This window comes from Cupriavidus sp. 94F1, assembly GCF_057798875.1.
The window spans coordinates 1-23,578 of the sequence record NZ_JBYOJT010000015.1; the positions used below are offsets into that span (position 1 = coordinate 1).

The window sequence follows — 23,578 nt, forward strand, 5'->3', positions numbered from 1 at the left end:
GCAACGCAGCGAAACGAACGAAGCGAAGCCAGCGCCGCCCGATAACACCTCAAACTTATTGAATCGTTTTTAATACCGGAGCCCATCATGTCGAACGCCAAACTGCAAGTCCTGACCCCGCGCAACAGCCAGCTGATCATCATCGACCACCAGCCCCAGATGGCCTTTGGCGTGCAGTCGATGGACCGCCAGACCATGAAGAACAACGTCGTGGGCCTGGCCAAGGCCGCGAAGATCTTCGACGTGCCGACCACCATCACCACCGTCGAGAGCGAATCGTTCTCCGGCTACACCTACCCGGAACTGCTCGACGTCTTCCCGGGCAAGCCAACGCTCGAACGCACCTCGATGAACTCGTGGGACGACCAGAAGGTGCGCGATTCGCTGGCCGCCAACGGCCGCAAGAAGATCGTCGTGGCGGGCCTGTGGACCGAAGTGTGCAACACGACCTTCGCCCTGAGCGCCATGCTCGAGGGGGATTACGAGATCTACATGGTGGCCGACGCCTCGGGCGGCACCACCAAGGAAGCGCACGACTACGCCATGCAGCGCATGATCCAGGCCGGCGTGGTGCCGGTGACGTGGCAGCAGGTGCTGCTGGAATGGCAGCGTGACTGGAAGAACAAGGAAACGTACGACGCGGTGACGGGCCTGGCGAAGGAACACTCGGGTGCCTACGGCATGGGCATCGACTACGCCTACACGATGGTGCACAAGGCCGCCCAGCGCACGCAAAGCGCTCATCCGTCGATCGCGCCGGTGCATGCGCCGGTGATCGAGTACTGATCGAAGACCTCCAACACCTCCCACAAGACGCGGGCACGCGAGCGCCATCACCCACCGGGGTGGCGCTCGCGTGCCCGTGTTCGTTCGACGCAATTTATTCGGTGGATTAGTGACGCGATCGCTCTTGAGCCAGGGAAAAATCATTCGAACGAATGATGCGTATTTTGCGGTTTTTTCCGCTGGGTGCGCCGTGACGGAACCGGGAGGCAAGCCGGTAGCGGAATGCGTATACGCCTATACGTATACGCCCGTTGCGCTTCGAGAGACTCGCTCGCCCTGCACTTCCATGCGTCGATAACCACGTCGCCGGACCCAAAGCGTACTCACTGCTGCGTATGAAATTCCTTTTAAATCAACGCTGCGGAATGACACTAGCAACGACGCGATTTTCTCGCTGGAGGGCACTGCGGCAACCCGCGATCCATTACCCGAAAGCGGCTGCTGCGCACTCTCAGTGGCCCCAAGGACGCGTTGGCCCGCTGTAGGCGAAGCGCATCGAGCGGCGGATGTCTTGCCCCGGTCCTCGCCGCGTTCGCACGCGGCACGAATGAAGGCCACCGCTGAAACCGGGCTCACATTCGTTAGCTGGATTTGAGGCGCACGTCCGGCATGCGGAGATGCCGCGCGGGGGCAGGGAGCGTGCCACAGGCATCTTTCCAAGCACCCGCTTGGCGGGCCCTGAAACCTTGTTGTCGCGACGGCGCTTGGCCTCCCTGGCCGTACTCGCGCCCTACCCAGCCGCTAAGGCGCCATGGGGCCGCCTGGCTTCTGGTATCGTCCATGCCAGGCGAGATCTTCGGCCATATGGGCCCTCAGCCCTTCAAATCGGTCGCCGTGCTGCTGTCACCTTGTCTCCGCCTGAATTTCCCCATGTGCGCCAGCTTGCATTAAAATAATTTGCATTGCACTTTGATGTGCAGAATGGGCCGGTCAGGATTGGGGATGAAAACTTTCGGTTGCAAATCAGTCACTTACGTAGCTACGCCCATATGCGGCGGTTTCGGCGCTCCGCTCCGCCACGAGGCTGCTACGGACGCCGTGGGAAGTCGACAACAGCGACCGATTCAAGGTATTAATGTGCTTCTAACGGCACAGTATCTGGAGCCCAAGCGTGTCCGCTGATCACGACACCCTGGCGGCGACAAAGCTGACCCGCACCGAATTCGCGGTGGTCCGTGCGTATGCGCAGGGCATGCGCCCAATCGATATCGCCAACCGCTATCTGTTGGATCCCGATGACGATGATGATCTGACCGAGCATCAGGCGATCCAACGCATTCTGTCGCTGCGCGATCGGCTGGTGCAGTTTGCCCTCCAGCACGACCGCCCGGATATCGCCGAGATGTTCGAGGCGCTGCGCGGCCGGTCAGACACAGGCATGTCCCGCCGGGTCGAGGCGCTGTCGTCGATCGAACAGCTGGGTCAGGGGCGGCCTCTGCCGTCCCACCGTGTAACGCTGTGGTTCGGACCCAGCCTGGCCCGGCGACTGATGGCCGCGGACATCCATACCATCGCCGATCTCGTGACATTGGCCAATCGGCGAGGTAGCAGTTGGTGGCGTCACGTCCCCCGAATCGGTAGAAGATCCTGCGAAACCGTGGTGCGCTGGCTGGCCGGTCAGCAGGCAACGTCCGACATCAAGCTGCGGGATTTTGTACTTTTACCCGATGATTTTGTGGCGCGAAAGGCGCTTTTACCGGCCCCGTTATCTCCGGCCATGCGCGTGCCCATCCCCTTGGAATGGATGCGCATGGACGGCGGGCGCACTGCCCTCGAAAGGGAACTGGCCGAAGATCTGCGCCTGGTACGGCATTGGCTGACGACAAAGAAATCATCGCCGAACACCTGGAAGAGCTATCGGCGCGAGGCCGAACGTTTGTTGCTGTGGGCCGCGCGACAGGGCCGTTCACTGCGCGCGCTGTCCGCCGCAGACCTGGCGGCGTACCAGTCGTTTCTCGGCGACCCCCAACCGGCTGACTTCTGGTGCGGCCCCGCCAGCGCACGCGACAAGGTGCATTGGCGGCCATTCGAAGGGCCTTTGCGTACCAGTTCCTGCGAAGCTGCCCTGCGCGTAGTCCGGTCGCTACTTGGCGCGCTTCATAACGAAGTGCCGCGCAAACGCGGCCGACAGGCACGCGAGTCAGTTCCTTTGGATGCGTACGATGCGCTCACCCCGCCGCAGGCCTTGTCGGCAGACACCTCGGTGGTGGAGGTGCCACCGACTTCGCCCGACACGCTGCGCGCGGTGTCGACGATTCCGGTCGATCGCTTCCTGGACTGGCTTGCGAACGATACGCCGTCGCCCCAGCAGCGCGCAGCACGGGCCGCGGCCTTGCTGATTGCACGGCACGGACTTCGCGTAACAGAACTATCTACGCTTCGCCTCGCGCATTTGGCTCCCGGTGTCGCCGGCGTCCATCTGGCATTGGCGGCAAAGAGTGCCGCAAGGGCGGGAGATATCTCGCTGGACGCCGACGTGTGGCAGGCGCTGCGGATGCACTGGGGCGATCGCGAGCTGGAATGGGACGGCAGTTTTTCGGGCGAGCGTCCCGACGCCGCCTTGCTCGCACCGGTTGATTTCCCTGACACCGAACGGGGTCGCGCGAAGCGGTCCCAGACCGCAGCCGGCTATTCTTCGAGCGGGCTGGAGCGGCTGCTCCGCGTCAGCTGGCGGCGCTTCGCCGCCGCGCGTGACGATGTGCCGGCGGCGTTCACACCCCGCCAGCTCAGGCTCCCGAGATCAGAGTAGCGTCTTGTCCAGGCCGAAGCGGGCCTTCAGGACTTCCAGCAGATCTTCCCGAGCGTTGCGGTCGGTCAGCTGGACATCGAGCATGATGCGTCCGGAATCCCATTCCTTGATCGTCCCCAGCAGTTGACCCGCCTCGGTGCGAATCTTGTACTGGCGGCTGATTTCCTTGACCTTGCGAGACTTGCCTTCTTGCGCGTGTTTCCGGATCGATTCCACCTCGCGGCTCGACAGCCCGTCGTTCATGATCCGCGTGGCCAGCTCGCGCGTGCGATCCTCGCCAGCGATCTTGCAATAGAGGGTCAACTCGTAGCCGGCCGAGATGCCGATGGCGCTGGGCCGCTCGCGCATGACAGCGAGCACCGATTCAGGCAACTTCAGTAGCGCCAGCGTCTTGTTGACCGTGCCAGCGGACATCCCGGTCAGTTCACAGATCTCTTCTTCTTTCTGGACCTTGCCTTCGTCCAGCAGTTGGCGCCAGGCAATGGCGTTGTCCAGTGCAGACTGGTCCGATCGCTGCTCGTTAAGCAGGAACGAGAGCCGGTAAAAATCGAGGTCGCTAAGATCGTCCTCGATAAAGCACTCCATCTCCAGCTTGCCGGCGGATGCCAGGGCGCGCTTTCGATAGTGACCGTCGATCAGGATGTATTGCCCTGGCCGCGCAGGATCGGGGGCAGCCAGACCTGGCGTCTTCTGGCCATGCGTGGCGATCGATGCGGCGCGCTCCTGCACCACGGCAGGATCGTAAATGCGTCGCGCGTTGAAGGGGTTGTCGTGCAGGTTCGCGATGGGCACGCGAATCAGCAGCCGACCTTCCGCATTGGCGACCGCACTTTCAGCGCTGAAAGTCGCCGACGCCTGCGGGGGGCGCTGGTTCTGCAAAAGGCCATTCGGATGTTCGGACAGCGCGGCTTCCGCACGTGCGAACCGGTCGATCGCATCGCTGCGGGTCTTTTCCGCGGCCATGCCGGCGAGCATGCCGGCCTTCAGGCTTTTCAGTTTCGTTGCCATTCGTATTACTCAATCAAGGACAGGACCTCGTCCACCATCATGTCGACTTCCTGGATCGCCTCCCGCGCACCCGGAACTCCATGGACCGTGCAGCCGATCGCCTGGCACTCGCGAAACGCCGAGCGCGAACCGATCATCGAATTCAGCAGGGGCACGTCACCGTCGTCGCCAAGAATCTCGATAGCCTGTCGCGCGATGGAAACGCGTCGTTGGACCATGTTCGCCATGACGCGAATCTGCAGGGTCTCGTTCTGTACCTGCGCATGCTGCGCCAATGTCTTGGCCGCAACGGCGGCCCACAAATCGGGCGGCGACGGGACCACGGGAATAATCGCCAGGTCGGAAATCAGCAGCGCACTGGACGGCGCCGCCGAATGCACGGCCGGCGGGCAGTCGACAAGAATGTAGTCGTAGTCATGCACAAACTTGCGCACTTCCCGATGCATGGCGCCGCCAGAGGGCGCGAGCCCGATGACAGAAGCCGGGAAGGGCCGTTCATCGCTGGCCTGCGCTGCCCATCTGGTGGCGGTGCCCTGCTCATCCATGTCGACAAGCATCGAGCGCGCGCCACGGAGTCCCAATGTGCCAGCGAGATGCATGCTGACGGTGGTCTTGCCGCAGCCGCCCTTCTGGTTGAAAACGGTGATGATTTTTGCTGCCACTTGGGGCCTCACTTTCAGCGCTGAAAGCGCGAATGATGGGTGTTCAATCAAGGCGAAACTTTAGCCAATCCCACAGTGCGCTACAACCCATTTTCGAAAATTTAAATAAATTGGAAGCGTTGGGCAAAGCGGCAGCGAGGGCGCGTCAGCGCGCTGGAAGTGCGTTGGTGGGACAAACCGCCTATATCAACTTTGGGGATTCTTCTTCTTGAAAAGCGGTACAGAATCCGCCTAAAGTAAAGGTAGTGCGCATTACCGCGCACATGACACCGCAACACAATGTGGTTATGATGCCCGTTACAGTCGAGTCAAGTCGTGTCAACTCGTTGACTTCCGTTCGGTATCTACGAGACCCCAGCGTGCTTGAACGGTTGTTTGCGTTGTGTAAAACGAACTTGCTTCGAAAGGACTTTCTTATGGCAACCGGTACGGTCAAGTGGTTCAACGAGACCAAGGGTTTCGGCTTCATTACTCCCGACGATGGCGGCGCAGACCTGTTTGCCCACTTCTCGGAGATTCAGGGCTCGGGTTTCAAGACCCTGAAGGATGGTCAGCGCGTGACGTTTGAAGTCAAGCAAGGTCCGAAGGGCCTCCAGGCTTCTGCGATCAAGCCGGCCTGAAGCGAACCGCTGCAGTTTCCCGGCGGTCGTCGAGATGACTGACCGGTAAGCAAGAAGGGCAAGCGCATGCTTGCCCTTCCTGCTTTTCAGCCGGCCCGTCCCCCCGCCTGGGACGCCACGCCGCGCTGGCCCCTGCTACAAGCCCTTATCCGAGCTTGCGCACGCTCGTACGCGACGGCTGGAGGATCAGCGCCTTGGACGAGTCCGCATCGACCTTCGCGCCGGGATAGACAACGAGCACGTCCTTGAGCGCCTTGCGGAACAGCGCCCGGAACTTGCGTTCGCTCTCCGTTTCGGTCCCGAACTGCATCTGCAACGCTTCCCACGGGATCTCCGTCCGCCGCTGGATCGTGAAGAACCGGTAGGTAAGCCAGGAATACACGTCGAGCGCGAACGGCGACTGCTTCAGCGCCTTGAGGGCGCGCATGTCGACCGGAACAGGCCGGTTGACCAGCTCATTGAAGAACGGCTCCGACAGCACGACAAAGCTCTCGAACATCGAGCCCTGCCCAGGCTGCATCGGATCCCACCAGGTCGACAGCTGATCGGCCAGCAAATAACCGACCCGATCGATCGACAGAGGCTCATGATTCGGTGCCTGATTCGGCACTGGCACCGACTTGTTCTGGACGATGGCGATCGTGGCCGAAAACAGCCGGATCATCTGCTGGCGTACCAGCGTCATCGTGCCGCGCTTGCCCCCCGTGGCCATCGGAATGCCAAGGTTGTACATGAACTCCGACAGCGAGTTGCCAAGCGAAATACGACGGTCTTCCACCGTTCCGGTGAATTCGCCGCGCTTCTTCTTGGCCATGATCTCCTTGCCGATCCAGGCAAGCATCAGGCGCGGGTAGGAGCCGTACGGGTATCCCAGCGACACGGTTTCGGAGACAAGCTTCTGCCGGCCATTCGACGCGCGCTCGGAGCGTTGCTGCGTGAAGTAGCCAGGCTGAATCATCAGCGAGATATTGCCGCTGGTGCGTGTCCAGACGGGCGGCGCGCCCTTCGGTGCGCGATACGGCAGGGTGACCTGCACGCTTGCACGGCTCAGGAAGCCTACTTCGCCACTTTGCCACGCGTCTTCGCGCTCCATGGCCTGGGCTTCGTCGAAAAGACGCTGGAATTTCTCGGACGGCGCGAGGGCGTTCTCGTTCCCGGGAATGATGATGCGGGACGGTTCCGCGTCCGCTTCCAGGACGGCACGTTCTCCCTCGGAGGCCATAGAGCGTTTGATCGACATATTGATGGGCTTCGGATTACCCGCCTTTTTACGCGATCACGTATACGTTGTCACGCAGAAACGGGTACGTATACGTGTTTATCTGGCGAGGATGCCGTTTGCCCTCTCCAGCGCGTCGGTCGGGACATCGGTCGGGCAACGCAAGGCCTGTCCTGCAGGCTGTTTGTGTTGACTGGCCAGAGTATCTGGCGATTGGTGAGATGGCGGCCGCACGGTGGGCAACCCGCCAGGGTTGTCCACGGTTGGCTGCTCATCCACTACAAGTAAACGATACCGATACGGGTTAACTACTCGTAAACCGTATACGGAGCGCCAAGCCCATTGATTGCAAAGCGTTTTTCGACCCCCTCTGTACCCGTTTCTGCGGCCATCCGTACTCGTTTCTGCGTAGCCCCGAACCCGAATCTGCGGCCAGGCGAACCCGTTTCAGCGAAATCGGCGAACCGAAATCTGCGGGGATAAGTCACTGATCCCACAGGCTTTTCCACAGAAAGTCGAGCACAAAGCGTACCCGTTTCTGCGCGGCATGGGCCGAACCGGCAGTCACCGTGGCTTGCGCGGGGCGATGGAGGGCCTTATCCCCGCAGAATCAGGTACGCCCTGGCGGCCGCGCGCCGCGTTCCGGGTGCGTTGCGTACCCGTTTCTGCGCCTGGATGGCCAGAAAACGAACCCGATTCTGCGTATACAGGGTTGGAGGCTCCCATGCTGCCCTGTCGAACCAGTTTCTGCGGCGTACCCAAATCTGCGGAACCTAACTTCCAGGCGCCCCATCCACCAAGGCGTACCCGTTTCTGCGTCCTGAAAAATGGACCGTTGCTTGCCGGCCGTACCCATTTCTGCGAGCTGCCCCCGCGGTGATACGGCGACCGCGGGTATACGTCAACGCTGCATCAACGGGTATACGCAGAGCCAGCCATCACTTTGCACACCGCGAATCAAGCATGCTGCGGCAGCCTGCGTACCTGTTTCTGCGTGGTTGGCGGCCATCGCGGGAACGCGGACGGAGACTCGGAAGTGCCTGCAAATCCGTTGCGTACCCATTTCTGCGGCCGCCGGTGGCCGTAAACCGTACCCGTTTCTGCGCAGCGCCTGCGTCGCAGCCCTGTATTCATGGGCGCCCGAACATGCGAACCCGATTCTGCGGGGAAAACTGCCTTGCCCAAACATTAGGCGGGATAACTCCCGATGCCAGGTGCCTCAAAAGCCATATAAAGCAAAAAAGCGTACCTGTTTCTGCGTTGCACAAACCTGTTGTAATCCCGTCACAAGGAAGGCGCGACGGCGCGGTCCGTACCCATTTCTGCGCCGACGCCCACGACGGGCGTACCCGTTTCTGCGGCGACAGTCAGGCGGCCTGGGGAATGCGTACCCGTTTCTGCGAGGTGCAGCCGACGGGAGCGTGCAAGGACAGAAGGGATGTGCGGAGGCGGACCGTGACGCCGGCGTTCTACGCCAGGAGGCGACAGGGGCCGCGTGTCGCGAATACGCCGCATCCGCAACAGCAGCCTGGAGCTGTCCGCCGTGGACGGACGAAAAAAAACCCGCCGATGGCGGGTTTTTTTGGACGCGACGCACGCCGAAGCGCGCGTGCAGCCTGGACTTACATCGGGGTGATGTTAGCCGCTTGCAGGCCCTTCGGGCCGTTCTTGACTTCGAACGACACGCGTTGGTTTTCTTGCAGCGACTTGAAGCCCTCGGCGCGGACTTCCGAGAAGTGCGCGAACAGATCGTCACCGCCGGCGTCCGGCTTGATGAAACCGAAGCCCTTGGCGTCGTTGAACCACTTTACGATACCGGTTTGCATGGTATTGCTTTCCAAAAAAAATAAAAAAGAAACCGATGGTGCGCACACCACCGTATTGCCAACTCAAGGAAAGGACACCATGGACAACCGAAGTACCAAGACGTTGGCTAACGAATGAACTGTTGCCTCGTCGCTTGAATCTGGCGGAGATTTATACGGGGGATTGCCGGTCTCGTCAAGGCAGGGATTCCCCGGCCGGGGCTGGAAGCCCCTGGCGGCTTGTGGGATGATCCGGCCTTTTCCGCATTGTCGAGTCAACACGGCACCCGGCGACGCGTGTCGCACGCGCCGCCCGAGCACCCCGGAGACACCATGTCCACCCCTGAACAGGCCCCCCGGCCAAGCCATCCATCCGCCGCATCCCCCTCATCGAGCCTTGTGGAGCGCCTCTTCCGCCTGCGCGAACACAACACCGACGTGCGCACCGAAGTGCTGGCCGGCGTCACAACGTTCCTGACGATGGCCTACATCATCTTCGTGAACCCGAGCATCCTGGGCGATGCCGGCGTGCCGAAGGATGCCGTCTTCGTGGCCACGTGCCTGGCTGCCGCCATCGGCACGCTGATCATGGGCTTCTATGCCAACTACCCGATTGCCATGGCGCCTGGCATGGGGCTGAACGCCTACTTTGCCTATACCGTGGTCAAAGGCATGGGCCTGCCGTGGCAGGCTGCGCTGGGGGCCGTGTTCATCTCGGGCTGCCTGTTCCTCGTGGTGACGCTGTTCCGCGTACGCGAAGCCATCGTCAAGGGCATTCCCGTCGCGATTCGCGGCGCCATTACCGCCGGTATCGGTCTGTTCCTTGCCATCATCGCGTTGCACAGTGCGGGCATCATCACCGGCAATCCCGCAACGCTGGTCACCATCGGCGACCTGCACCAGCCGCAGGCCGTGCTGGCCATCATTGGCTTCCTGGCAATCGTGGCGCTGGACCGGCTCAAGGTGAAGGGCGCCATCCTGATCGGCATTCTGCTGACCACGGTGCTCAGCTTCATTTTCGCGGGCAACCAGTTCCACGGCGTGGTGTCGGCGCCGCCTTCGATCTCGCCCACGCTGTTCAAGCTCGATATCTCCGGCGCGCTGTCGATCGGCATCGTCAACGTGGTGTTGGTGTTCTTCCTGGTGGAGCTGTTTGACGCCACGGGCACGCTGATGGGGGTGGCCAACCGTGCGGGGCTGCTCAAGGCCGGCAAGATGGACCGCCTGAACAAGGCCCTCATGGCTGACAGCACCGCGATCATGGCGGGTTCGCTGCTCGGTACGTCTTCCACCACTGCCTATATCGAAAGTGCGTCGGGCGTGCAGGCGGGCGGCCGCACGGGCCTCACCGCCGTCACGGTGGCCGTGCTGTTCCTGGCGTGCCTGTTCATCGCGCCGCTGGCCGGCACGGTCCCGGCCTATGCCACCGCGCCGGCGTTGCTGTACGTGTCGTGCCTGATGCTGCGCGAGCTCGTCGACATCGACTGGAGCGATGTCACCGAAGTGGTGCCCGCCGTCCTGACCGCGCTGGCCATGCCGTTTACCTATTCGGTGGCCAACGGCGTGGCCTTCGGCTTTATCTCGTATGCCGCGCTGAAGCTGCTGACGGGCCGCGCCAGGGATGTGCCGGTGATGGCATGGATCATCGCCGCGGTGTTCCTGTTCAAGTTCTACTACTTGCCTGGGCATTGACCGGCGCGCAGCGCGCGAAGGTTTCATGAAACAAGTGGGGATGGCCGAAACGCCATCCCCTTTGCATTGCGGCGCGTGGTTTGACACATTCAAAATGAAAACGATGACATCCGGCGCTGCCGCTGAATGTACGCGTACCTGTTTCTGCGTATCAAACGGATGTGCGGCAGCGCGACGACGTACCCGTTTCTGCGACGAATGTAAGTGCTCATTAACCTAGTAAGGCGCAGTCGAAAGCCGCTTCCAAGTCTCATACAAAAGTATGAGACTTGGCTGACAGCCAACATTCCGGGCTGGACAAAAGGGGGGAAATGCACTGAACTAGAGGCGTGGCAAAAATTTGAGGGCGCGCAAGAGCGCCCTTTGTTGACTCCGGGATCCGGGCGCCGTCGACGCGCATCGACCGCACGCGACAGCAAATTGGCGAGGCCCGCCGGTAGCACCAGAACGGGGCCAGCCGATCATGAGACCGTCCTCGCAGGACGGCTTCGCCACCACGAAAGAAAGAGTGCGCGAACATCCATGCGCACCGGACAAAGACAGCTCGAATCCAGAACAGAAAGTGGTAAACGCGAACGTGTAGTGCCGGGGGATGTTGTTCAACGGGGAACAGATCATGACCGCAGGAGAAATCCGGCGTCCCGCCGTCGGGCCCATCAGCCAGCCTGGCAGCCAGCCGGCGCAGGGCCAATGGAAAGCCCTGGGAGAAGCCTCCGCAGACATCGCGCTGCATGAAGGGAGCGATGCAGGGCACGAGGACTACGCCATCACCGACGTTGCCGCCGTGCTTGCCGAAGACCACGAACTCTCGCCGCGCACGCGCGCCGCAGTCGAGGGGCTGTTGCAGCGCCATCGCCTGCTGGCCAACGAACTGTGCCGCCAGCGCCTGCTGCTGCAGGAATGGATCCTGAGCCAGCTGACGTACAAGGCGCTGTATTACCAGTATTCGGGCCAGAAACCGGAGTCGCCCAGCATCGAGCTCATGCGCGAGAAAGACATGGTGCGCCGCCGTATCCGCGACGAACTGTGCGCGGCCGGCGATCGTGCCAGCGTGCTCGAAGACCCATCACGCAGTTTGTCCACGCCGTGATCCCCCAGACGTTGCGCGCGGGCCAGCCCGCGCAGCCGGCGGAACCGGGCCGGGCCGAATGGCCCTCGGCCGCGCGTGCCGCCGGTTCCGTTGCGACCAACAAGAAGCCCAACGTCAGGGAGAACGTCATGGACCGACTGTGCAAGGCGCCCGCACGCACCGCACAGATCGTGCTCGTGTCGCGCTATGAGGATTTTGGTTTCAGTGCATCCCAGTTCGGATCGGGCTGGGAAATCCGGCGTGTGCAACAGGTGCGAGACCTGGAGCGCACGGTGCGCGGCAGCGCGCCGATGGCCGGCATCATCGACCTGCAGGCGCCGTACACCGACGCCGAGCTGACCCAGCTCGAGCAGGGACTGCAGCATCTGCATGTCATGTGGGTGGCCATTACTTCGACGGCCATGCTCGAGGACGAACGCGTACGCCGGCTTATCCGGGACTATTGCGTGGATTACGTGCGCACGCCGTTTTCGTTCGACGAACTGCTCTACACGCTCAAGCACGCCCACGGCATGGCCAGCCTGCACGGCGCGCGCATGCCCGAGCAGAACACGCGCGGACCCATGATCGGCGAATGCCAGCCGATGCGTGCCATGTTCCGGTCGCTGGCCAAGGTGGCGCACAACGATGCCCCGGTGTTTATCTCCGGCGAATCGGGCACCGGCAAGGAACTGGCCGCTCAGGCCATCCACGAAGCGTCGAGCCGGCGCAAGGGGCCGTTCGTGGCCATCAACTGCGGCGCCATTCCGTCGCACCTGGTGCAGTCCGAACTGTTCGGCTACGAGAAGGGCGCTTTCACCGGCGCCAACCAGCGCAAGATCGGCTGGATCGAGCAGGCGCAGGGCGGCACGCTGTTCCTGGACGAAATTGGCGACCTGCCGCTGGAAAGCCAGGTGGCGCTGCTGCGGTTCCTGCAGCAGGGCACCATCACGCGCCTGGGCGGCCACCAGTCGATTCCGCTGGACCTGCGCATCATCTCGGCCACGCACGTGGACCTGGTGGCGGCGCAGGGCGATGGCCGCTTCCGCTCCGACCTGTTCCACCGGCTCTGCGTGCTGACGCTCACCATCCCGCCGCTGCGCGAGCGCGGCGAAGACATCCTGCTGCTGGCCAACGCCGTGCTGGCCGAACATGGGCACGAGGCGCATCGCCGCATCCGCGGGTTCTCCACGTGTGCGACGCAGGCCATGATGCAATACAGCTGGCCCGGCAATGTGCGCGAACTGATCAACCGCGTGCGGCGTGCGATCGTGATGACCGACAACCGCAAGATCACGGCCGAGGACCTGCAGCTGCATGGCGGGGTGGAAGTCCCGCGCAAGACGCTCGACGCCATTCGCGAAGAAGCCGAGCGCGAAGCCATCCGCACGGTGATGGCCAGCCATGGCTTCCACGTGGTGCCGGCGGCGCGCGAACTGAACGTGTCGCGCGTGACGCTTTACCGGCTGATGCACAAGCACAATATCCGCGTGGACTTGCAGCCAGGCGCTTCGGGAGACTAGCGGCAACTTCGCGGAAGACCGGCAAAGGAAAACGCGCCAGGACGTGAATGGCGCCAAGGGGGATCCGGCGACGTCCGCTCGCCGGACCCCCTTCGTCCTTTCGCCCGGACAGCGGCGGAAGGCTGGCGCGGCTTGGCCCGCGCAAACTGGCCGGCCAGCGGCCCTAGCTCATGCTGACCTTGCCACGGCGCCCACGAGGCGGTGCGCTGTCGTCATGTTGCAGACGCCCCGGCGACACGTCGTGGGGATCGGTAATGTAGTCGCGCGCCTGCCGTTCGGCCGGTTGCGCGGAGTGTGCCGGCGTCTGGTCGGGCTTGAACCGCACGTCGCCCCAGGCCCAGCCGAATGCCCGCACGTAGATATCGTTGCTGACGGCCGCGTGACTGTTCAGGTCTGCATCCTCCGGCCGGTCGAAATAGGCGTAGTTGCCCGCCAGTGCGGGCGCGGCCGCGGTCGAGAGCAATGCCACTGCGATGGTGGCTAACACTCTGGCGTACATGGGTGGCTCCCTCCCTTCCTGGAAAAAGGTGCCCGCCGGGGGACGGAGCACGTAAACCTGTTTAGGTGCCGGCGCGCCAAAAAGCAACGGGCGCGTGCCCGAAAGCCTGTTTCACGTCATCTGCCCGGCCAAATGCATCGGTCAGGCGCCTGTCAGCAGCCAGGATGCCCGTTGCGCTGGCGGCTGGCTGGCGCGGCCGAACTGCGATGGGCGGTGGCGCAAAACGACGTGACCGGCCGCGTGGCCTGCCGTGGAGACGGAAGCAGGGGCGGCGAGAGCAATTCCCTGACGGACGGGGGCGGGCCTGCAAGCCGATAGGCGCGGCGGCGCGCCGTCATTCGGGCGGGTGGATGACGCATGGCAGTGTCTTCTCCTGCGTTCTGACTTTCTTTGTTATTTGACTCGGACTTCTCCCATGCGTAACAGAGCGACAAGCGTGCCAATCGGGTGCAAACGCTTGTTTTACAAGGCTTGCCGGCAGGGGCCGCGCTGCATGTCGCGCGCCATGACGCCCCCGCGGCGGCAATCGGTTACGCCGGTGTTACGACAAGCGGACGCCAGGTCGCGTGGACCCGTCACGCGTGAAACGCGGCTTGCCGGATGCAAGGCGCCGGCCGCGAACGCGGCCGCGCACGAGCGGGTGCCAAGGGGGCGCCCACGGGTGCCAAGGTGGGACAGAGGCAACCTGGGGGCCGCCAAACCTGCGGGGGTGTCTGCTTTTCGGGGCAGAACTGCCCCACGCCTATAGAAAGGCCGCAGGTCCGGCCGCGCCGGTAATTGGATGCCGACCGCGCGTGCATCCGGTTGCATCCCTGATACCGGCGAGGGCCCGCAGAAATGGGTACGGAAATGGGTACGGAAATGGGTACGCCGGGGGCGCGGCGGATACGCCACGACAGCCCGCCGCCGGGGTGCCGCAGTGCGTCGGCAGCGGTGGGTGCGTCAGCGCGGCGCGGCCTGCGCGCCCGAGGCGCCGTTCGTGACTGGCACGGGGGACGTTGCCGCGGCGCTGCCCGATATCGGCTTGGGGCCCGGCCCCGGCGGCTGGTTGCGTTCGCAGCCCGACAACATCGCGAGGCAAAGCATCAGGCCCGGCACCAGCCGGGACGGCACGCGGCCCGCGTGAGCGGTCAAGGGCTGGGGCTGGCCGTTCTTGGTGAAGATCACGTATGGCTCCTGTTCGGGCCGGACACGCGGCGTGCCCGGCGGATATACCGGGCGCGGGCGGTACGGCATGTGTGCCTTGATCAACTGTAGCAGGCAGACGTGTCGGCCGCGCCCCGAGCGCACTATGATGAACGCACGCATCAGACTTCGGCTGACAGACAGGATGCGTCACAGGGGCGATGTTTGGGGCCAGGGTCCAGGGCTCCAGGCCAGCCTCGTTTCCGGTCGGCCCGAACCTGCCCGACGCCAGCCCACTCCAGGACACCCCGGCATGCCTTCAGAACACGTGCCCGAGAAGCCCGACCGCTCGCCGCCCAGCCCCCGGCGCGGGCGCTGGCTGCCCGATCGCCATACCGGCAGCCGCACCGTGCGCGTGGTATCGGCCGCCATCATGGCGTGGTTCGATCACCGCGCGGCCAGCAAGGGCGCGGCGCTGTCGTTCTACATGCTGTTCTCGATGGCGCCGATCCTGGTGCTGGTCATCTCCATTGCCGGCCTGTTCTTCGGGGCCGAAGCCGCGCGCGGTGAAATCTTCTCGCAGCTCAACGGACTGGTGGGCGAACAGGGTGCGGCAGCCATCCAGAGCATCCTGGCCGCCACGCACCGCGCCGGCGGCAGCGGCATTGCGGCGACGATCGCGTTCGGCATCCTGATCGTCGGCGCCACGAGCGCGTTCGCGGAGCTCAAGAGCAGCCTCGACGATATCTGGCAGGCCCCCCCGCCCATCGGGGCCGGATGGAAAAAGCTGCTGCGCGCACGCATGCTGTCGTTCAGCATCGTGCTGGCGCTGGCGTTCATGCTGCTCGTGTCGCTGGTGATCAACGCGGCCCTGGCCGTGGTCAACCGATTCTGGGGCCAGCTCTGGACGGCCTCGTGGTTCGCACCCGTGGCCGACGCGATTTCCACCGCCTTCTCGTTCGCCGTGGTCACCGCGCTGTTCGCCACGATTTTCAAGATGCTGCCAAACGTGCGGATCGCGTGGCGGGACGTGCTGATGGGCGCCATCATCACCGCGCTGCTGTTCTCGGTGGGCAAGCGGCTGATCGGGCTGTATCTGGGCAACAGTGCCGTGGCGTCATCGTACGGCGCAGCGGGATCGGTCGTGGCGCTGATGCTGTGGGTGTATTATTCGGCACAAATTTTCTTTTTCGGCGCCGAACTGACGCGGCAGTACGCGTTGCAGTTTGGCAGCCTGCGTGGGCATGATCCAGCGCGCGAAAACCGCCCGCCGGCAACGCACGCCCCCGGTCGGCACCGCGAACCGGTAAAATAGCGCCCCAATCCGATCCCCGGGACACGTCCCGGGTGCTCCCAGGCCGCTGGCGCCCGCCCGAACGTATGCCAGCGGCGCCAGCGCCCAGCCCGGGCGCCTTTCGCCCATCGCCCCTTACCCGATTCCTGAAGCCGTGAGTTCGCTCGTTTCCGAAATTGCGCGTCGCCGCACGTTTGCCATCATTTCCCACCCGGATGCGGGTAAGACCACGCTGACTGAGAAGCTGCTCTGGTTCGGCGGCGCCATCCAGGTGGCCGGCGAAGTGCGCGCGCGCAAGGCCGACCGTCACGCCACGTCCGACTGGATGGAGCTGGAAAAGCAGCGCGGCATCTCGGTGACGTCGTCGGTGATGCAGTTCCCCTACCAGTCGCGCCCGGACGCCCCGGAGAACATCGTGAACCTGCTCGACACGCCGGGCCACGAGGACTTCTCCGAAGACACGTACCGGACGCTGACGGCCGTCGACTCGGCCGTGATGGTGATCGACTCCGTCAATGGCGTGGAAGCCCAGACCATCAAGCTGCTGAACGTCTGCCGCCTGCGCGACACCCCGATCCTCACGTTCATCAACAAGCTCGACCGCGAAGGCCGTTCGCCGATCGAGTTGCTCGACGAAATCGAGGACGTGCTCAAGATCCAGTGCGCGCCGATGACCTGGCCGATCGGCATGGGCAAGGCCTTCCGCGGCGTGTATCACATGATCGACGACAAGGTGCAGCTGTTCGATCCGAAGGGCGAAAAGGGTACCGCCGCCATGCTCGACGGCCTGGACAACCCCGAACTCGACCGCATCCTGGGTTCGCAGGCCGACGAACTGCGCATGGAGATCGAACTGGTGCGCGGCGCGTCGCACACGTTCGACCGCGAGGCCTTCCTGGCCGGCAGGCAGACGCCCGTGTACTTCGGTTCGGCGATCAACAACTTCGGCGTGCAGTCGCTGCTGGACGCCTTGTGCGAACTGTCGCCGCCGCCGCTGGCGCGCGCGACCGAATCGCGTACCGTCGAACCGCAGGAAGGCAAGTTCAGCGGCTTCGTGTTCAAGATCCAGGCCAACATGGACCCGCGCCACCGCGACCGCATCGCGTTCGTGCGCGTGTGCTCGGGGCGCTTCGACCGCGGCATGAAGCTGCTGCACGTGGCGCAGGGCAAGACTGTGGCCATCAACAACGCCATCACGTTCATGGCGCAGGACCGCAACACGACCGAGGAAGCCTACGCCGGCGACATCATCGGCGTGCCGAACCACGGCACCATCCGTCTGGGCGATGTGTTCACGGAAGGCGAGCCGCTGCGCTTCACGGGTATTCCGTCGTTCGCGCCCGAATTCTTCCGCCGCGCGCGCCTGAACAATCCGCTGAAGGTCAAGCAGCTGCAGAAGGGCCTGCAGCAGCTGGCCGAAGAGGGCGCCACGCAGATGTTCCGCCCGCTGATGTCGAACGAGCTGGTGCTGGGCGCCGTCGGCATGCTGCAGTTCGACGTTGTGGCGCACCGCCTGGAGCACGAATATGGCGTCGATGCGATCTTCGAGTCGCATGAATGCGCCACGGCGCGCTGGCTCAAGGGCGATCCGGCCGAGATCGAAAAACTGATCGACAAGAACGGCCACAACGTGGCCATCGACGGTGCCGGCGATCACGTCTACCTGGCCCCGAGCATGGTCAACCTGCGCCTCACGCAGGAGCGTTTCCCGAATATCCGCTTCCTGGAAACGCGCGAGATCGCCTGATCCGGCTGCGGCTGGCCCATGGCGGGCCAATTCCGCGACGGGATTGGGCCCGCTTTGGCATGCTGTGTTGATCACTTCATTGTGTCTGCAACGATACAACACCGGCCCGGCGTAATGCCGGCGTCTGGGCTAGAATCCTGAGCTTTGTACGCGACTGCGTACATTGCCTGCCTCCTGCGCCCTCAGGGCGCTTCCAGCCCCATGTCCAACGCCTCCGCGCTGCCGGCCGACGAGCCGGATTCCGTCTTTCGTGACCCCGCCTTCCGGCATTTCTGGTTTGCCCGGCTCTGCACCACCATCGGTTATCAGATCTTCACGGTCGCCGTGGGCTGGCAGATGTATGACCTGACGCGCGATCCGTTCATGCTCGGCATGGTGGGACTGGTGCAGTTCCTGCCATCGATCGCGCTGATCTTGATGTCCGGCCATGTGGCCGACCGTTTCGACCGCCGCATCATCGTGCGGACCTGCCAGATGCTCGAAGCGGTGATCGCGGCGTCGATGGCCGTGGCCAGTTTCTCGGGCTGGGTCACCAGCGAGCACATCTTCTTCTTCGTGGCGGCCATTGGCGGCTGCCGCGCCTTCGAGACTCCCACGCTGCAGGCGCTGCTGCCGAGCGTGGTCACGCCCCGCCAGTTGCCGCGCGCCGTGGCGCTGGCCAGCTCGGCTGCGCAGACCGCCATCATCATCGGCCCCGCGCTGGGCGGGTTTGCCTATGTGGCGGGCGCGGGGGTAGTCTACGCGATCAGCGCCGTGCTGTTCGCCATCGCCGCGGCGCTGGTGTTCACGCTGAAGCTGCGCCAGGCCGCGCAACGCCTGACGGCGCCGGTCAGCATCAAGACGCTGTTCGCCGGCTTTGCCTATATCCGCAGCCACCAGGTGCTGCTGGGCGCCGTGTCCCTGGACCTGTTCGCGGTGCTGCTGGGCGGCGCCACGGCGCTGTTGCCAATCTATGCGCGCGACATCCTGCATACCGGCCCGTGGGGCCTGGGCCTGCTGCGGTCGTCGCCGGCCATCGGCGCGCTGGTGACGGCGCTCTGGCTGGCCCGGCATCCGCTGAACCGCCGCGTGGGCCGCGTGATGTTTGGCGCGGTGGCCATTTTTGGCGTGGCGACGATGGTGTTCGGCGTGTCCACGTGGCTGCCGCTGTCGATGGCCGCACTGGTGGTGCTGGGCGCGTCGGACATGATCAGTGTGGTGGTGCGCCAGACGCTGGTGCAGCTCGATACCCCCGATGACATGCGCGGCCGCGTGGGCGCGGTCAACTCGGTATTTATCGGCGCATCGAACCAGCTTGGCGAGTTCGAGTCGGGCGTGACGGCGGCGCTGCTCGGGCCGGTGGGCGCGGTGCTGCTGGGCGGCGCCGGCACGATCCTGGTGGTGGCGGCATGGATGAAGCTGTTCCCGATGCTGACCAACCGCGACCGCCTGCACGACCATCCAACCGGCCCTCACGGGGCGGACGCGTCCGGCAACAAGGCGGCGCCGGCACGCTGATGCGGCACGGCCCGAACGTTCGAAGGGGCGGCCTGGCCGCCCTTTTTGCATGTCGGCGCGCACGCACGGGCGTACCCGTTTCTGCGTGGCCGCGATCCGTCCGCAGGCCAGTCGGATTGGATTAGAGTCACGCCATGGCAGACACCTCCCGGCCGCTCACCGACAACGCCGTGTTTTCGGCGCTCACGCAATCGCGTGCGTCTCTGGAGCGCGCCTGCGTGCTGGGCGATGGCCTGGGGCTGGCGCTCTGGCGCAACCGCCACGACGACACCGCCTACGCCCGGCCTGGGCACCACACGATGTCGATGTACCTGGAAGGCGGCTATTCGACCTATCGCCGGGATGCCCCCGATCGCAAGGGCGGCCCGGACCGCCTTTGCCTGCTGCCGGCCGGACACGAATCGGCCTGGCATGTGGGCGGCACGCAGCGATTCCTGCATCTCTACTTCCAGCCGGAACACCTGGCCTGGCACTGTGTGCGCGTGCTAGACACCGAGCCTCGCGCGCTGCAGTTGCAGGACCGGCTGTTCGTCGAGGATGCCGGGCTGGCGACCCTGTCGCGCCAACTGGTGGCGCTGGACTGGCAGGACCCTGACAGCCGTATGGTCGGCAACGCCATGGCGCACCAGGCCGTGACCCATCTGCTGCTGTCCCACGGCGCGCGCCAGCCTGCGGCGGATTGGCGCGGCGGGCTGTCGGCACAGGCCAGACGCCGCGTGGCCGACTGGATCCACGCCCATCCCGCCGAAAATCCGACCCTGGGCGACCTGGCTGCACTGGCCGGCCTGTCGGAATTCCACTTCGCGCGCATGTTCCGGGTGTCGTTCGGCATGGCGCCGCACGCCTGGGTCATGCGGTCGCGGCTCGACCGCGCGCGTGCGCTGCTGGACGACCGGCGGCTGTCCCTGCAGCAGGTGGCCAGCCGCGCCGGCTTTGCCTCCGCCAGCCACTTCAACAACCGCTTTCGCGCGGCCTACGGCGTCACGCCGGGCCAATGGCGCGGTGCGGCAGGAATTTCAGGCGAGTTGTAAATCCTGCACATGGATGGCCCCGATGGGGTCCGTAGTGATGCCAAAGGCCCCGCCGGGAGCCGCACGCCGGCAGCCATTGTGCCGTCGGGGATCACGCAGAAACGGGTACGCTTTTGCCGCCAGGTGTGGTGCGGCTGGCACGTCCTTCGCAAGTCTGGCGGGGGTTTGACACCCGGAGCCTGACGCATGGACCTGAACCTCATCGATCACGCCAAGCTGGAAGCCACCTGGGCCTACCTGACCCAGTTCGCCGTCAGCCAGGGCCTGAACTGCCTGGCCGCCCTGACCATCCTGATCATCGGATGGTGGCTGTCCGCGCGGGCCGCCCGGGCGTTGCGGCAGACTCTGCAGCACACCCATGTGGACGATACGCTGCGACCCATGCTGGCCAGCATCGTGCAATGGGTGATCCGCGTACTGACCGTGGTGCTGGTGCTGTCGCAGTTCGGCGTGCAAACGGCCAGCATCATTGCGATGCTCGGCGCGGCCGGGCTGGCCATCGGCCTGGCATTGCAGGGCACGCTGCAAAACATCGCCGCGGGCATCATGCTGGTGCTGCTGCGGCCGTTTCGCGTGGGCCAGTACATCGACGCGCAGGGCGTGGCCGGCACGGTGCGCGAGACGGGGCTCTTCATGACCGAGCTGCAGACGTTCGATGGCGTCTGCCTGCGCGTGCCCAACGGCAAGATCTGGGGCAGTCCGATCATGAACTACAGCGAGAACCCCACGCGCCGGATGGACATGGAGGTCACGGTGACCTTCGACAGCCCGATCCAGGCCGGGCTGGACGCACTGGCGGCCATGCTCGACAGCGAAAAGCGCCTGCTGCCCCAGCCGAAGCGCGAAGTCATGGTGGTGCGCTACACCGAGCGCGGTGTCACGCTGAATGCGCGCTACTGGACCTCGAACGACGATTTCTGGAGCGTGCAGTTCGCGCTGTACGCGAAGCTGAAGGCCACGGTGGAGGGCGCTGGCTGCCGCATCGCGGTGCCGGTGCAGGAGGTGCGGGTGCCGGATCTGGAGGAAGCCGAGACTGCGGAGGCGGGGCACGGAGAGGGTTATCGAGGCCGTGCGCCGGGGTCGGGACGCCCAAATTGAGGTCGCAGAAACGGGTACGCCTTGCTGCTGATTCTGCCGGTTGCTCGGGTTTGCACCCCGCTCCCGCCTTGCTGGAGCGGGGCAGGGGGAGAGGGCCCGGCGGTTCAAATCGCGACATGTCGGCAAGCAGAAGCTCGATGCCCTCTCCCCCAACCCCTCTCCCGCGTGGCGGGAGAGGGGAGCAAAACCGAAGCCGCTAACCTTCGTCCGCAAACAACGAACAGGCCCCGGTTTCGGCCGTCCCCACATGCTTGCGGAAGCCGGCGAACAGGTCGCGGCCTACACCATGGCGGTTGGCGGTCAGGTCGGGCACTTCGTGGGGGCGGGCAGCCCAATCGGCATCGCTGACCTTCACGGTGAGCACGCCGGCCGGCGCATCCACCCGCACGATGTCGCCGGTGCGGACCCTGCCGATGGCACCGCCCGACAGCGCCTCGGGGCACACGTGGATGGCGGCGGGCACCTTGCCCGAAGCGCCGGACATGCGTCCGTCGGTGACCAGCGCCACATGGAAGCCGCGATCCTGCAGCAGCGTCAGCGTGGGCGTGAGCTTGTGCAGTTCGGGCATGCCGCAGGCGGCGGGCCCTTGCCACGGCAGCACGGCCACGAAGTCGCGCTCCAGTTCGCCGCGCTTGAAGGCCTCCAGCACGTCGTCCTGATGATGGAACACGATGGCCGGCGCCTCCACCACCTGGTGCTCGGGCTTGACGGCGGAAGTCTTGATCACGCACCGCCCCAGCTTGCCGTCCAGCAGCTTGATGCCGCCATCGGGCGCGAACGGCGCATCGGCGGTGCGCACGATGGTGTCGTCGAGCGATGCTTCGGGCCCGTCGACCCATGTCAGCCTGCCATCGCGCAGGGCCGGCTCCCGCATGTAGTGGGCCAGCCCGGGGCCGGCCACCGTGTTCACGTCGTCATGCAGCAGCCCCAGCGACAGCAGGCCGCGGATCACCAGCGACAGACCGCCGGCCGCCTGGAACTGGTTCACGTCGGCCTTGCCGTTCGGGTACACGCGCGCCAGCAGCGGCACGGTGGCCGACAACTCGTGGAAGTCGTCCCACGTCAGCTGGATGCCGGCCACGCGGGCCATCGCGATCAGGTGCAGCGTATGGTTGGTGGACCCGCCCGTGGCCACGAGCCCGACGATGCCGTTCACAAACGCGCGTTCGTCCAGCACCTCGGCAATCGGCGTGTAGCGTTCGCCGCCATGCACCAGCCGCAGCGCCTGGCGGGCAGATTCGCGCGTCAGCGCCTCGCGCAGCGGCGTATTCGGATTGATGAATGCCGTGCCCGGCAAGTGCAGGCCCATGATTTCCATGAGCATCTGGTTCGAGTTGGCCGTGCCGTAGAACGTGCAGGTGCCGGGGCCGTGATAGGACCGGGTCTCGGCCTCCAGCAGCCCCGCGCGGTCGATCTTGCCTTCGGCATAGAGCTGGCGGATATGGGCTTTTTCGTCGTTGCTCAGGCCCGTGGTCATCGGGCCACCGGGTACGAACACGGCGGGCAGGTGCCCGAACGACAGCGCGCCCATCACCAGGCCGGGCACGATCTTGTCGCAGACGCCCAGGCACAGCACGCCGTCGAACATCTGGTGCGACAGTGCCACGGCGGTGGCCATGGCGATCACGTCGCGCGAGAACAGCGACAGGTCCATGCCGTCCTGGCCCTGCGTCACCCCGTCGCACATGGCGGGCGTGCCGCCCGCGAACTGCGCGGTGCCGCCAGCTTCCAGGGCGGCTTCCTTGAGCCATTGCGGGTAGGCCTGCAGCGGCTGGTGAGCCGACAGCATGTCGTTGTAGGCCGAGACGATGGCCAGGTTGGGCCGCTCCTGCGCCTTGAGCCGGATCTTGGCTTCGTCGGGCATGGCGGCCACGCCGTGCGCCAGGTTGGTACACGAAATGTTGGCGCGCTCGACCCTTTGGCCGGCCATGGCGCGCGTGCGGTCCAGATAGGCCTGGCGGGTGGGGGCACTGCGGGCCACGATGCGGGCCGTGACTTTCTCCAGTACGGGGTGGCGGGGCATGGGGATATCTCCTGTAGGGCGCTTTTCAGCGTAGCCGAAAAAACCGGACGCCACCGTCATTGCGGTGTCATCGCCATGGGCTATCAGCAGATGGGATCGATGATCGGCCGGGATGTTCCGCATCGGCTTTG

The 23,578-nt window shown here is 64.6% G+C and carries 18 protein-coding genes; 11 read left to right on the top strand and 7 right to left on the bottom strand.

The features are described from left to right. The first annotated feature begins 87 nt into the window (after window positions 1-87). Together AC3FJ6_RS24930 and AC3FJ6_RS24935 are read left to right on the top strand one after the other, a co-directional pair. A complete protein-coding gene (locus AC3FJ6_RS24930) occupies window positions 88-786 on the top strand; it encodes a hydrolase (RefSeq protein ID WP_488770788.1) in 699 nt (232 codons plus the stop codon). 1,111 nt (window positions 787-1,897) lie between these two features. After that, window positions 1,898-3,535 carry a phage integrase family protein gene (locus AC3FJ6_RS24935; RefSeq protein WP_488774165.1) on the top strand — a complete coding sequence of 546 codons (1,638 nt, stop codon included), beginning with the start codon at window positions 1,898-1,900 and terminating at the stop codon, window positions 3,533-3,535. Here the strand turns inward: AC3FJ6_RS24935 and AC3FJ6_RS24940 are convergent. Both AC3FJ6_RS24940 and AC3FJ6_RS24945 read right to left on the bottom strand, forming a co-directional pair. Next, window positions 3,527-4,543, bottom strand: a complete 1,017-nt coding sequence (locus AC3FJ6_RS24940; RefSeq protein WP_487522551.1) for a ParB/RepB/Spo0J family partition protein — start codon at window positions 4,541-4,543, stop codon at window positions 3,527-3,529. The genes AC3FJ6_RS24935 and AC3FJ6_RS24940 overlap by 9 nt on opposite strands. A gap of 5 nt (window positions 4,544-4,548) precedes the next feature. Then, window positions 4,549-5,205 (bottom strand): AAA family ATPase, encoded by a 657-nt coding sequence (locus AC3FJ6_RS24945; RefSeq protein ID WP_343656984.1) that lies wholly within the window; start codon window positions 5,203-5,205, stop codon window positions 4,549-4,551. A 416-nt stretch (window positions 5,206-5,621) separates the two neighbouring features. Between AC3FJ6_RS24945 and AC3FJ6_RS24950 the strand changes: the two genes are divergently transcribed. Next, window positions 5,622-5,825 carry a cold-shock protein gene (locus AC3FJ6_RS24950; RefSeq protein ID WP_006159056.1) on the top strand — a complete coding sequence of 68 codons (204 nt, stop codon included), beginning with the start codon at window positions 5,622-5,624 and terminating at the stop codon, window positions 5,823-5,825. 145 nt (window positions 5,826-5,970) lie between these two features. On the opposite strand, the gene AC3FJ6_RS24955 is transcribed toward AC3FJ6_RS24950, so the two are convergent. Both AC3FJ6_RS24955 and AC3FJ6_RS24960 read right to left on the bottom strand, forming a co-directional pair. After that, window positions 5,971-7,065, bottom strand: coding sequence for a replication protein RepA (locus AC3FJ6_RS24955; RefSeq protein ID WP_153950243.1), 1,095 nt, complete (start codon window positions 7,063-7,065; stop codon window positions 5,971-5,973). 1,601 nt (window positions 7,066-8,666) lie between these two features. After that, window positions 8,667-8,870 (bottom strand): cold-shock protein, encoded by a 204-nt coding sequence (locus AC3FJ6_RS24960; RefSeq protein WP_029051093.1) that lies wholly within the window; start codon window positions 8,868-8,870, stop codon window positions 8,667-8,669. Window positions 8,871-9,182: 312 nt separating this feature from the next. On the opposite strand from AC3FJ6_RS24960, the gene AC3FJ6_RS24965 reads away from it, so the two are divergent. The 3 genes from AC3FJ6_RS24965 (at window position 9,183) to AC3FJ6_RS24975 (ending at window position 13,133) form a co-directional block, all read left to right on the top strand. Beyond that, window positions 9,183-10,541, top strand: coding sequence for an NCS2 family permease (locus AC3FJ6_RS24965; RefSeq protein WP_488774166.1), 1,359 nt, complete (start codon window positions 9,183-9,185; stop codon window positions 10,539-10,541). 616 nt (window positions 10,542-11,157) lie between these two features. Next, the gene (locus AC3FJ6_RS24970) at window positions 11,158-11,631 is read left to right on the top strand and encodes a hypothetical protein (RefSeq protein WP_488774167.1); all 474 of its coding nucleotides are present in this window, start codon (window positions 11,158-11,160) and stop codon (window positions 11,629-11,631) included. A gap of 128 nt (window positions 11,632-11,759) precedes the next feature. Further along, window positions 11,760-13,133 (top strand): sigma 54-interacting transcriptional regulator, encoded by a 1,374-nt coding sequence (locus tag AC3FJ6_RS24975; protein ID WP_488774168.1) that lies wholly within the window; start codon window positions 11,760-11,762, stop codon window positions 13,131-13,133. A gap of 163 nt (window positions 13,134-13,296) precedes the next feature. Here the strand turns inward: AC3FJ6_RS24975 and AC3FJ6_RS24980 are convergent, their stop codons facing one another. Next, window positions 13,297-13,632, bottom strand: a complete 336-nt coding sequence (locus AC3FJ6_RS24980) for a hypothetical protein (protein WP_153950239.1) — start codon at window positions 13,630-13,632, stop codon at window positions 13,297-13,299. Between the two features lie 942 nt (window positions 13,633-14,574). Then, window positions 14,575-14,799 (bottom strand): hypothetical protein, encoded by a 225-nt coding sequence (locus AC3FJ6_RS24985; RefSeq protein ID WP_488774169.1) that lies wholly within the window; start codon window positions 14,797-14,799, stop codon window positions 14,575-14,577. 271 nt (window positions 14,800-15,070) lie between these two features. On the opposite strand from AC3FJ6_RS24985, the gene AC3FJ6_RS24990 reads away from it, so the two are divergent. The 5 genes from AC3FJ6_RS24990 to AC3FJ6_RS25010 all read left to right on the top strand — a co-directional run bounded on the left by AC3FJ6_RS24990 (window position 15,071) and on the right by AC3FJ6_RS25010 (window position 21,424). Then, window positions 15,071-16,072: a YihY/virulence factor BrkB family protein gene (locus AC3FJ6_RS24990; protein ID WP_153950236.1), complete on the top strand. Its 1,002-nt coding sequence runs from the start codon at window positions 15,071-15,073 to the stop codon at window positions 16,070-16,072. A 133-nt stretch (window positions 16,073-16,205) separates the two neighbouring features. Continuing rightward, window positions 16,206-17,798, top strand: a complete 1,593-nt coding sequence (locus AC3FJ6_RS24995; protein ID WP_400393454.1) for a peptide chain release factor 3 — start codon at window positions 16,206-16,208, stop codon at window positions 17,796-17,798. A 201-nt stretch (window positions 17,799-17,999) separates the two neighbouring features. Then, the gene (locus AC3FJ6_RS25000; protein ID WP_488774170.1) at window positions 18,000-19,295 is read left to right on the top strand and encodes an MFS transporter; all 1,296 of its coding nucleotides are present in this window, start codon (window positions 18,000-18,002) and stop codon (window positions 19,293-19,295) included. 134 nt (window positions 19,296-19,429) lie between these two features. Next, window positions 19,430-20,326 (top strand): helix-turn-helix domain-containing protein, encoded by an 897-nt coding sequence (locus AC3FJ6_RS25005; protein ID WP_488774171.1) that lies wholly within the window; start codon window positions 19,430-19,432, stop codon window positions 20,324-20,326. Between the two features lie 186 nt (window positions 20,327-20,512). Next, window positions 20,513-21,424 (top strand): mechanosensitive ion channel family protein, encoded by a 912-nt coding sequence (locus tag AC3FJ6_RS25010; RefSeq protein ID WP_488774172.1) that lies wholly within the window; start codon window positions 20,513-20,515, stop codon window positions 21,422-21,424. A 196-nt stretch (window positions 21,425-21,620) separates the two neighbouring features. Here the strand turns inward: AC3FJ6_RS25010 and edd are convergent, their stop codons facing one another. Then, on the bottom strand, window positions 21,621-23,447 hold the full coding sequence (gene edd, locus AC3FJ6_RS25015; RefSeq protein ID WP_488774173.1) for a phosphogluconate dehydratase: 1,827 nt from the start codon (window positions 23,445-23,447) through the stop codon (window positions 21,621-21,623). Between the last annotated feature and the right edge of the window lie 131 nt (window positions 23,448-23,578).

What these genes read in the sequence shown, in the direction of transcription:
- AC3FJ6_RS24930 (WP_488770788.1), top strand. Translation starts at nt 88, where the DNA reads ATGTCGAACGCCAAACTGCAAGTCCTGACCCCGCGCAACAGCCAGCTG.
- AC3FJ6_RS24950 (WP_006159056.1), top strand. Translation starts at nt 5,622, where the DNA reads ATGGCAACCGGTACGGTCAAGTGGTTCAACGAGACCAAGGGTTTCGGC.
- AC3FJ6_RS24960 (WP_029051093.1), bottom strand. Translation starts at nt 8,870, where the DNA reads ATGCAAACCGGTATCGTAAAGTGGTTCAACGACGCCAAGGGCTTCGGT.
- AC3FJ6_RS25010 (WP_488774172.1), top strand. Translation starts at nt 20,513, where the DNA reads ATGGACCTGAACCTCATCGATCACGCCAAGCTGGAAGCCACCTGGGCC.
- edd (WP_488774173.1), bottom strand. Translation starts at nt 23,447, where the DNA reads ATGCCCCGCCACCCCGTACTGGAGAAAGTCACGGCCCGCATCGTGGCC.
- AC3FJ6_RS24990 (WP_153950236.1), top strand. Translation starts at nt 15,071, where the DNA reads ATGCCTTCAGAACACGTGCCCGAGAAGCCCGACCGCTCGCCGCCCAGC.
- AC3FJ6_RS24980 (WP_153950239.1), bottom strand. Translation starts at nt 13,632, where the DNA reads ATGTACGCCAGAGTGTTAGCCACCATCGCAGTGGCATTGCTCTCGACC.
- AC3FJ6_RS24970 (WP_488774167.1), top strand. Translation starts at nt 11,158, where the DNA reads ATGACCGCAGGAGAAATCCGGCGTCCCGCCGTCGGGCCCATCAGCCAG.
- AC3FJ6_RS24965 (WP_488774166.1), top strand. Translation starts at nt 9,183, where the DNA reads ATGTCCACCCCTGAACAGGCCCCCCGGCCAAGCCATCCATCCGCCGCA.
- AC3FJ6_RS25000 (WP_488774170.1), top strand. Translation starts at nt 18,000, where the DNA reads ATGTCCAACGCCTCCGCGCTGCCGGCCGACGAGCCGGATTCCGTCTTT.
- AC3FJ6_RS24940 (WP_487522551.1), bottom strand. Translation starts at nt 4,543, where the DNA reads ATGGCAACGAAACTGAAAAGCCTGAAGGCCGGCATGCTCGCCGGCATG.
- AC3FJ6_RS24975 (WP_488774168.1), top strand. Translation starts at nt 11,760, where the DNA reads ATGGACCGACTGTGCAAGGCGCCCGCACGCACCGCACAGATCGTGCTC.
- AC3FJ6_RS24955 (WP_153950243.1), bottom strand. Translation starts at nt 7,065, where the DNA reads ATGTCGATCAAACGCTCTATGGCCTCCGAGGGAGAACGTGCCGTCCTG.
- AC3FJ6_RS25005 (WP_488774171.1), top strand. Translation starts at nt 19,430, where the DNA reads ATGGCAGACACCTCCCGGCCGCTCACCGACAACGCCGTGTTTTCGGCG.